Genomic DNA, 9636 nt, shown 5'->3' with positions numbered 1-9636 from the left:
ATGCAGTACCTTCACTCACCTGAAGTTCTTTTGCTATTCGTCTTACTGAGATTTTATCTCCCACGGGTAAAGACTCAATATATTGTAATATTTGTTCGTGTTTTGTAGCCATGAATTCACCTATTTCCCAAACAATCGTTCTGTTCTTAGTGTATCACAAAGCCGTCTTTTTAATTAAATAAAAAAACACAGGAAGTCAGTGACTTCCGTGTTTTGGATTACAATTCTACTCCGTCCCCAGCATTCAGGATATGGACCATGGCATCTTTGACAGCTGCCTTAAAGTCTTGAGGATCTTGTTTGATTGGCGGGAACGTATTAAAGTGAATCGGCACGACAGCTTTTGGTTTCAATAACTCGACCGCATAGGCTGCGTCATCAATACCCATCGTGAAGTTGTCGCCTATTGGTAAAAACGCCAAATCAATAGGATGTCTTTCACCAATCAATTTCATATCACCAAATAATGCAGTATCTCCTGCATGGTAGACCGTTTTCCCTTCAGCCATAAATAAAATTCCTGCTGGCATTCCGGTATAAATAATTTCTTGATTTTCCGTTTCATAGGATGACCCATGGAAAGCCTGAGTAAATTTAACTTTCCCGAATTCAAATTGTCTTGCTCCTCCAATATGCATTGCATGTGTTTTCACACCTTGCCAAGACAAGTACTCTGCAAGTTCAAATGGAGCAACAACTAATGTGTCATTCGCTTTTGCAATCGCTACCGTGTCCCCTACATGATCATTATGACCGTGCGTCAATAAAATGACATTTGGCTTTTCATTTTCTGCTATTAAATCAGTCAAGTCGTTTCCTGTAATAAATGGGTCAATCAATATCGTATAATCACCCGTTTTTATTTTGACAACTGAATGTCCGTGAAATGATACATACATAAGTTTGAACCTCCTTTATTTTGCTATTTGATAAGTATACGATAAAAATGTCGAATCTCCTTTTTTTTGATATGCTAGAGGAGATAAAGTTATAAAGGAGTGCTTATATGAGCAAAATCAATCAAATCTCTTCGTATTTAAAACAAAATAATATAGACGCTGCATTTATTACAACACCCGACAACGTATTTTACGTATCGGGTTTCCACAGCAATCCCCATGAACGTTTGTTGGGTGTTGTGGTATTCCAAAATGCAGAACCGTTGATGATTTGTCCTAAAATGGAAGTGCCTGACGCAAAAGCAGCAGGTWGGTCTTTTGATACAGTAGGCCATCAGGATACAGACAATCCTTGGCAACTATTAAAAGAAGCCATCGAAAAGAAAGGAATCACAATCTCCCAACTTGCCATTGAAAAATCGCATATGACGGTTGAACGTTTGGAAGCACTTCAGGAACTGTTCCCTCAAGCATCGTTTACGCGATTGGACGACCAGTTGAATGCCATGCGAGTGGTCAAGGATGAAAAAGAATTGGAAATCTTACGTCAAGCAGCTGCTTATGCAGATTATGCAATCGAAGTGGGTGTCAGCGAAATTGCTGAAGGCAAAACGGAGCTTGAAATTCTGACAGCGATTGAACTGGCAATGAAGAAAAAAGGAATTTCCCATATGTCATTTGATACGATGGTATTGAGTGGTCCAAAAACCGCGTCACCACACGGTAAACCAGGTGACCGTAAAATTCAAAAAGGTGATTTCGTCCTGTTTGATTTAGGCGTCATTTACAAAGGATACTGTTCAGATATTACCCGTACTGTATCTTTCGGCGAGCCATCTGACGCTCAAAAAGAAGTGTATGAAACTGTAAGAAAAGCAGAGCAAGATGCAGTGGATGCTGTAAAACCAGGTGTTCGTGCGATGGATCTAGATAAGATTGCACGTGACGTGATTACGGAAGCAGGATACGGTGAATTCTTTACCCATCGCCTCGGACATGGTCTAGGAATTTCTGTACATGAATTCCCTTCTGTAACAGGAAATAATGAAATGGAATTGATCGAAGGCATGGTCTTCACAATTGAACCTGGAATCTATGATCCGAATATCACGGGCGTTCGTATAGAAGATGATGTTGTTGTCACTAAAGATGGCGTCGAAGTCCTTACGAAGTACCCGAAAGAATTGGTTATCATTCCGACAGCATAAATACTTATATAAAACATAAAAGACCTGTATCGCTTTTTGAGCGATACAGGTCTTTTATGTTGGAATGAAATCAAGAAACAACTATATAGATGCGGTGCAATAAATCATTTTTTCAAAAAGGCTCTGTTAAACTATATTGTTGAATTCTTTTCCAATTTGGACGAATGGCCAATATCTTCCGACGAGTAATCGCAGGAGCACATGATTTCGCCGCCTTCCACTACACTCACCAAAGAGAACAGTAATAGATATGGAGCATCACTGCGACGAGTAACCGCAGGAGCAAAATAGTCTTGAACATCACACTAGGAAAGCGTAGCTGTTTTTCGGAATATCAACAGCAACAATTAACATAGCCCACAAAAAAGCCCCTTCTCACTTTGCAGCTAAAAGGGGCTTCATCTTATTTATTTAATAGTTGTTCAACGGCAACGTATGGAAGTCCTTGTGCGTCAGCAACTGCTTGATAAGTTACATGTCCTTCAAGTGTGTTAATACCTTTTAGAAGCGCACTGTTATCTAAACTAGCTTGTACATAACCTTTGTTTGCAATTTGAACAGCATAAGGAACTGTTACGTTCGTCAAAGCCATTGTAGATGTACGTGGAACTGCACCCGGCATATTCGCAACTGCGTAATGAACTACACCATGTTTTTCATAAGTTGGTTGGTCATGCGTTGTAATACGGTCAGAACTTTCAAAAATTCCGCCTTGGTCAATAGCAATGTCGACTACAACTGAACCAGGTTTCATTGATTTGATCATTTCTTCTGTTACAAGTTTCGGAGCTTTAGCCCCTGGAATTAATACAGCTCCAATTACAAGATCAGAATCTTTAACTGATTCCGCAATGTTGAATGGATTTGAGATTAATGTTTGTACATCACGACCGAATAAGTCTTCCAGTTGGCGAAGGCGATCTGGACTTAAATCGATGATTGTCACATCTGCGCCCATTCCGATAGCTACACGTGCAGCGTTTGTTCCTGCAATACCGCCACCGATGATTGTTACTTTACCACGGGATACACCAGGTACTCCACCTAATAAAATTCCCATACCACCATGGATTTTTTCTAAGAATTGAGCACCAATTTGAGTGGACATGCGACCAGCCACTTCACTCATTGGTGTTAACAATGGCAATGAGTTGTTTGGAAGTTGAACAGTTTCGTATGCAATTCCAACTACTTTATTATCGACCAAAGCTTGAGTCAATTCAGGTTCAGGTGCTAAATGTAAGTACGTGAACAAGATTAACCCTTCACGGAAGTAACCATATTCAGAAGCAATTGGTTCTTTTACTTTCATGACCATATCTTGAGACCAAGCTTCGGTTGCGGTTGCAACAATTGTTGCCCCTGCATCTGAGTAAGCTTCATCTGTAAATCCAGAACCAAGTCCAGCTCCTGCTTCGATAAATACTTCATGACCGAAAACAGATAAGTTAACAACACCTGCAGGCGTCATTGCTACGCGGTTTTCATTATTTTTTATTTCTGTTGGCACTCCAATTCTCATTGAAAAACCCTCCTAAGTCATTTATGTAAAATGAGTAATGTTAATAAGTCGAATGAATCGACATTTTTAAAACTGATGAAAGCAAATCCAWTCTATCAGATATAATTGAAATTTGCTTCAAAAACATTTCAATTATATATTATTGGACTAATCAGAAAAAAGGAAGACGGTGTAAAAGAAATATGGCACGGATAAATATTGGCAATTTTGAACAATATGGACTTGAGGTTGTCCCACACTTGCTCATTCCTAAAGAACCTCACCTGGCATGATGGCTTTTGTAATCAGTTCCATTTGTTTATCTTGTTCTTAATAAATCATTTGTCACAAAATAGACGATACTTGTCGAAGATCTTTCGTTAAAAAGCAGGAATTACACCTCCTTTAAAGAACTATATTAACGACAGACAAATTTGAAGGAGGATTTAACATGACACTTTCATACAATCACATCTTAGTTGCAGTGGATGGTTCCAAAGAAGCGGAATGGGCTTTCAAAAAATCAATTGGAGTTGCACAACGCAATAACGCCACACTGAATCTCGTTAATGTTATTGATACACGCTCATTTGCTGCAATCGAAGCTTATGACCGTTCCATCGCAGACCGTGCACAATCATTTGCGGAAGACCTACTTGGCAATTATAAGAAGCAAGCAGAAGCGGCTGGCGTGACAAAAGTAAATGTGTTTGTTGATTACGGTTCTCCTAAAACATTGATTGCAAGAGAAGTTGCAGCCAAAGTGGAAGCAGACCTTATCATTTGTGGAGCGACTGGCTTGAGCACAGTTGAACGTTTCCTAATCGGCAGCGTTTCTGGACATATCGTTCGGGCAGCAAAATGTGACGTACTCGTCGTTCGTACTGAAGAACATGATTAACCAATAGAACCCAAAGGCTCTTTGCAGGAGTCTTTGGGTTTTTTTTATTATTGATTTGAGATTGTGAAAAATTTATCAATCAAACTGAGTAGTTTATCAATCAGAATCGAACATTTATCGATCAACCTGAGGATTTATCGTTCAAACCTCACCATTTATCAATCAAACTCGTCTCAAACACTAGTCCCCATGGTTATGAGATGAGACGAAACGTTTTACTTATTCATACCAGCCAACCTCACGTAGCCTAAAACTAAAATAATTCAAAACTATATACCTCTTAATTCCTCTGTCTCATTCCGTATAAAGTCTTTTATCACAGTTGATTTCTTCCGAAATATGGAGCAAAACAGCGGAGACTCCAGCGGGAAAAGCGAAGTGTCGAAATCCACTCGAACGATCAGTTTGAGTTAGTTCGGCGCAAGCCCGCGGAAAGCGTAGCTGTGGAATATCGATATTCACATGCAACCTAGTAAGCGTCAGCATTACTTTGCTTCGATCTTTCCGTTGTTCGGTTATGGTGCCTCGAAGTTTCAGTTTAGCGTGTCAAAAACCTTGTAAACCAGACAATCTCACTGTATCCCTTGCAATCATCACTTCTTCGTTCGTCGGGATGACAATGACTTTTACCGGGGAATGTGGGAAGCTGATAAATGCTTCTTTTCCGCGAATTTTGTTCAAGTCTGGATCCATGTAGACGCCCATGAATTGAAGACCCGCCAATACTTTTGCACGGATTATTTCACTGTTTTCTCCGATGCCTGCCGTGAAAATGATGGCGTCGACTCCATTCATGCGGGCTGCGTAGGAACCGATATATTTATGAATGCGGTTTGCAAACACGTCGAGAGCCAATTGAGCACGCGGATTATTTTTCGAAGCTTCCATTTCTATGTCGCGCAAATCACTTGAAAATCCTGATACACCAAGCATTCCAGACTTTTTGTTCAAGACATCCAATACTTCTTCTGCACTTTTTTCGGTCTTTTCCATCAAGAAAGGTATAAGCGCTGGATCCAGATTCCCTGAACGGGTCCCCATCGTGACACCCGCTAGAGGTGTGAACCCCATTGATGTATCGATCGAGCGTCCCCCATCGATTGCCGCGATACTGGCTCCGTTACCTAAATGGCAGGATATCAGTCGAATGGTCTCTTTTGGACGATTCAGCAATTCTGCAGCTCGTCCTGTTACATATTTGTGCGAAGTTCCGTGAAAGCCATATTTCCTGATACCGTATTTCTTATAGTAATCGTAAGGAATAGAATATAAAAAGGAACTTTCAGGCATGGTCTGATGAAATGCGGTATCAAAAACTGCCACGGCAGGCACATGCGGTAATGCTTTTTTAAATTCGATGATTCCGGCAATGTTTGCAGGATTATGGAGTGGTGCCAAATCCGATAGTCTTTCAAATGCTATAAGGGCTTCATCATCAATTAATACGGAATCGCTATACTCTTCACCACCATGTACCAATCGATGTCCGATGCCGTCGATATCCTGTAGCGAATTCACTGCTTTCTGTTCTATCAGATGGTGCAGGAGTAATTGAACTGCGTCCTGGTGATTTGTAATCTTTTCGATGAATTCGACTTTCTGCCCATTCGTTGTCATGGAAAAGATAGGTTCTTTCAATCCGATACGCTCGATTAATCCTTTAGCCACAACATGTTCTTCAGGCATCTGAAGCAATTGGAATTTTAACGATGAGCTTCCAGCATTGATTGCCAATATATTAGTCATAAAAAAACGCCCCTTTTCCACTTATACAGTCATTGTACAGGTGAAAAAAGAGGCGAACAACTATCAGTTCGTATTTTCTTGATGCCACATTTTAACTTTTTCGAAGAACAAAGCCATGGCTTCTTTATTTGACATATTTGGAACTTTTGCCAGTAACACTTCTTTTGGCTGTTTCAAGTCAGCAGATTTCTTTTGGAGCACCAATAGACTCTTTGCATGAGCTTCATTTTTGAATAAGTTCACAGGTAATTGCACAACTGCCTTAATCCAAGCATGGTTGGCAAAATAAGCGTGAAGTTCTTTCGCTTGTGGTGATTCAAAAATCCCTTGAGGGACAAGGAATACTAAGTATCCACCGTCAACCGTGTGTCTGATAGATTGTTCGATCATTAAGTGATGTGCAAAAGACATGCCTTCCTTCGCTTTCAACTCATAACCCGCAGCAGTTTTATCATCGGGATAGTAACCCACCGGCAAATCACTTATGACAACATCGGATGGATCAATCAATAAAGGTTGTAACGCATCTTGTCGGTATAGAGTTACAGGTTGCTGCAACAAGTCACCAGTAGATGCTGCAAGACGAATCAACATATCATCTATTTCGACAGCAGTGGCTGTGGCTTTATCCTGCAAAAAGTTCATTACAGTAAATAATAAATTGCCCGTTCCTGCCGCTGGATCCAAAATCGAGACTTGCTGTTTATCCTTCGTCAATTGATCTACGAAATAGCCAACAAGCAGACCAAGCGAATCAGGGGTCATTTGATGATGTGCCTGAACATGTTCTTTCATGCCTTTTAAAATAGCAAGTTGAATCGCTTTTCGGATATCTTCTTTTTGGAGGGTCGGGATTTTCGGTTCTATATCACCATCCAACCACATTTCTGTCGATTCCAAAACACCTTCAATATACGTTAAGTCTTCTGTTGTTTGCATTTTTTTTGCATGTTCATCGATAAATGTAAATAACTGTTCCATCGAACTGTTCATGAAGTTCTCCTTTTAGACAAACATATCTTGCACGTATGCTGGCGCAAAATAATAATATTTTTTTGAGCAAATGGGAAACCCACTCTATAGTCGAGTGGGTTTCTGGATTTTACTTTTGTGCTGCTTTAACAGCGGCGATTGCTTTTTCATAATCAGGATGTTCAGTTGCTTCAGAAACATACTCAACATATGTAACTTTGTCATTGCTATCTACTACAAAGATTGAACGTGCCAACAATCTTAATTCTTTTATTGCCACTCCATATGCTTCACCAAACGATAAATCACGGTGATCGGAAAGTGTTTGTACTGAATCAATTCCAGCAGCTGCACACCAGCGTTTTTGAGCGAATGGCAAATCATTCGAGATCGTCAGAATGACAACATCGTCTCCAAGTTCAGCAGCGCTTTCGTTGAATTTACGCGTCTGTGTATCACATGTACCTGTGTCCAAAGATGGTACCACACTGATTAATCTTGTTTTCCCTTTTGAATCTTCCAATGTAACCGGGCTAAGATCGTTAGCTAATACTGTGAAATTTGGCGCCGTGTCACCTACTGTTACTTCTTTGCCAAGTAATGTTACGGGTTTTTGCTTAAATGTAATTTGTGCCATGATAACGCCTCCCTTTCCTTCATACTCCTACATCTTACTAGAATGCATTTGGCGGTTGCAACTGACTTGATTCGGAAACAGGCTGGTAAGTAGTGATAACCTTCTTTTCATACGTTTGCTCGTGGATAACCATCGTATCTGCTATGAAGTCATGCAACCCCTGTTTTTTAGGTGTAAAACCGACTACCCAGTACAATGGCAAGATTGTTGCCGAGAAAAAGCGGCCAATCCATTCCCTGAACAAAATGGTGCTTAAAGACAGTGATTCGCTTTGCAATGCGATGACGCGCAACCCAAAAATCATTTTGCCTACAGTTTGCTGGAAAAACTTCATCATTAGTACGAAATATAAATAGAAAATAAACCCTGTGATGAACCCTATCGGTGCATACCATGTTGTCCCTTGAACATCCCATCCGAATATACGGAACAACGGATAAATGACAATTGAAGTAACGGATGAAATGACAAGTAAATCTATTAAATATGCCCAGAATCGAATCCAAAAGCCAGCAGGTTTCAGGATAAACTCTTCACTATTCTGAACTGTATATTTTGGATTCGGTGAAACAGGATTCACTGCTTCCTTAATTGATGATTCATGTTCATTCGGATCATATCGATCAGTCATTTACTATTCCTCCTCACTTCTCACCGTATAAATACATCATACGAGGTGCGTTATAATCCGAAAGTAAACGGCCAATCAATTGTGACTCCGCGTCTCCACCTAACAACGATTGAGCTTTCACAGAAAATAGACTAGAGAAGCCTTGTGGGTATTCATATTGAATCACTTCTGCATCTTCTAAATCAAAGTCTTTACGAACAGCTTCAATTACGTCTTCCAAATATCCATATTCATCCGCAAGACCGGCTTCAATTGCCTGACGCCCATTCATAATGCGTCCATCTGCCACTTTCTTCACTTCAGCTTCTGTCATGCCACGGCCTTCTTCAATAATATCTACGAATGATTCATACGATTCATTAATCATGTCCTGTAGCATCGCACGCTCATCTTCCGTCATATCACGGGTTGGGCTCATAATATCTTTATACGGTCCTGTTTTAATCGTAACAAAATCAACACCATATTTTTCAGCCAGTTTGCCGTAGTTGACACTTTCCATAATGACGCCGATGGAACCTGTCAGTGTTTCTTTATTCAAGAAAATTTTATCTGCAGGCGCAGAGATATAGTATCCGCCTGATGCAGCCATGCTGCCCATCGACACGTAAAACGGTATGCCAACTTCTTCTTGCACTTCTTTAATTTTATCATAAATTTGCGCAGACTCGACAACCCCGCCACCTGGCGAATTCACTTGCAAGACCACGGCTTTAATTGTATCGTCTTCTTTAATCATTTCCAGTTGGTCCATGAAAAACTGGTGATCGTAACCGGCTGTTCCAAAAAGTGAAGTAGCCTCGCCAGTATCCTGAATGACTCCGTCCACTGTTAATACAGCGATACGTTTAGATGTATCCCCAACTTCCAGTACGCTCTCGGAATACTCACTTTCTGGCAAAGCCAGCATGTTTTCWAAATTAGATGTCCAATCAGTACTAAAAGCAATAGACGCCATATTAATGATGATAGACAAGCCAAATAATAGTACTGCAGAACCTAAAGCAATCCAACGTTTTGCATTCAATTTGATAATCCTCCTTTTTCTACTCTTAACGTAATACGAATAACATGCCGTAATGTTTCAGAACATGCTAAAATAACGACAAGTATTAACGGAAAGGTCGTGACAATATTGTCC

At 40.3% G+C, this 9636-nt stretch carries 10 protein-coding genes; 2 read left to right on the top strand and 8 right to left on the bottom strand.

The features are described 5' to 3' along the window. Both AC1DSB_RS08885 and AC1DSB_RS08880 read right to left on the bottom strand, forming a co-directional pair. A partial coding sequence (locus tag AC1DSB_RS08885; RefSeq protein ID WP_477586498.1) for a hypothetical protein occupies nucleotides 1-112 on the bottom strand: 112 nt, incomplete at its 3' end. A gap of 106 nt (nucleotides 113-218) precedes the next feature. Beyond that, the gene (locus tag AC1DSB_RS08880) at nucleotides 219-899 is read right to left on the bottom strand and encodes a metal-dependent hydrolase (RefSeq protein WP_477532899.1); all 681 of its coding nucleotides are present in this window, start codon (nucleotides 897-899) and stop codon (nucleotides 219-221) included. 107 nt (nucleotides 900-1006) lie between these two features. On the opposite strand from AC1DSB_RS08880, the gene AC1DSB_RS08875 reads away from it, so the two are divergent. After that, entirely contained in the window at nucleotides 1007-2107 is a 1101-nt protein-coding gene (locus tag AC1DSB_RS08875) for a M24 family metallopeptidase (protein WP_477586496.1), read from the top strand. Nucleotides 2108-2510: 403 nt separating this feature from the next. On the opposite strand, the gene ald is transcribed toward AC1DSB_RS08875, so the two are convergent. Further along, nucleotides 2511-3629: an alanine dehydrogenase gene (gene ald, locus AC1DSB_RS08870; RefSeq protein ID WP_016426674.1), complete on the bottom strand. Its 1119-nt coding sequence runs from the start codon at nucleotides 3627-3629 to the stop codon at nucleotides 2511-2513. 430 nt (nucleotides 3630-4059) lie between these two features. Here ald and AC1DSB_RS08865 point away from each other — a divergent pair, with 430 nt between their 5' ends. After that, on the top strand, nucleotides 4060-4509 hold the full coding sequence (locus AC1DSB_RS08865; protein ID WP_477532903.1) for a universal stress protein: 450 nt from the start codon (nucleotides 4060-4062) through the stop codon (nucleotides 4507-4509). Between the two features lie 546 nt (nucleotides 4510-5055). Here the strand turns inward: AC1DSB_RS08865 and AC1DSB_RS08860 are convergent. From AC1DSB_RS08860 to sppA, 5 genes are all read right to left on the bottom strand, one after another. Continuing rightward, nucleotides 5056-6255: an acetate/propionate family kinase gene (locus tag AC1DSB_RS08860; RefSeq protein WP_477532902.1), complete on the bottom strand. Its 1200-nt coding sequence runs from the start codon at nucleotides 6253-6255 to the stop codon at nucleotides 5056-5058. A gap of 63 nt (nucleotides 6256-6318) precedes the next feature. Next, nucleotides 6319-7248 (bottom strand): class I SAM-dependent methyltransferase, encoded by a 930-nt coding sequence (locus AC1DSB_RS08855; RefSeq protein WP_477532901.1) that lies wholly within the window; start codon nucleotides 7246-7248, stop codon nucleotides 6319-6321. A 109-nt stretch (nucleotides 7249-7357) separates the two neighbouring features. Further along, nucleotides 7358-7864 (bottom strand): thiol peroxidase, encoded by a 507-nt coding sequence (tpx, locus tag AC1DSB_RS08850; RefSeq protein WP_477547078.1) that lies wholly within the window; start codon nucleotides 7862-7864, stop codon nucleotides 7358-7360. Nucleotides 7865-7901: 37 nt separating this feature from the next. Continuing rightward, complete coding sequence (locus tag AC1DSB_RS08845; protein WP_477532904.1) at nucleotides 7902-8495, bottom strand: RDD family protein; 594 nt, start codon at nucleotides 8493-8495, stop codon at nucleotides 7902-7904. A 13-nt stretch (nucleotides 8496-8508) separates the two neighbouring features. Then, nucleotides 8509-9522 (bottom strand): signal peptide peptidase SppA, encoded by a 1014-nt coding sequence (sppA, locus tag AC1DSB_RS08840; RefSeq protein ID WP_477586493.1) that lies wholly within the window; start codon nucleotides 9520-9522, stop codon nucleotides 8509-8511. Between the last annotated feature and the right edge of the window lie 114 nt (nucleotides 9523-9636).

This window comes from Paenisporosarcina sp. P4_E4_2 (genome assembly GCF_056401595.1).
The sequence above is the reverse complement of the archived record's forward strand: the minus strand, read 5'-3'. Positions and strand labels throughout refer to the sequence as shown.

Excerpts from the sequence above, each read along its gene's own strand:
- AC1DSB_RS08880 (WP_477532899.1), bottom strand. The coding sequence starts at position 899 with ATGTATGTATCATTTCACGGACATTCAGTTGTCAAAATAAAAACGGGT.
- ald (WP_016426674.1), bottom strand. The coding sequence starts at position 3,629 with ATGAGAATTGGAGTGCCAACAGAAATAAAAAATAATGAAAACCGCGTA.
- AC1DSB_RS08865 (WP_477532903.1), top strand. The coding sequence starts at position 4,060 with ATGACACTTTCATACAATCACATCTTAGTTGCAGTGGATGGTTCCAAA.
- AC1DSB_RS08860 (WP_477532902.1), bottom strand. The coding sequence starts at position 6,255 with ATGACTAATATATTGGCAATCAATGCTGGAAGCTCATCGTTAAAATTC.
- AC1DSB_RS08855 (WP_477532901.1), bottom strand. The coding sequence starts at position 7,248 with ATGAACAGTTCGATGGAACAGTTATTTACATTTATCGATGAACATGCA.
- tpx (WP_477547078.1), bottom strand. The coding sequence starts at position 7,864 with ATGGCACAAATTACATTTAAGCAAAAACCCGTAACATTACTTGGCAAA.
- AC1DSB_RS08845 (WP_477532904.1), bottom strand. The coding sequence starts at position 8,495 with ATGACTGATCGATATGATCCGAATGAACATGAATCATCAATTAAGGAA.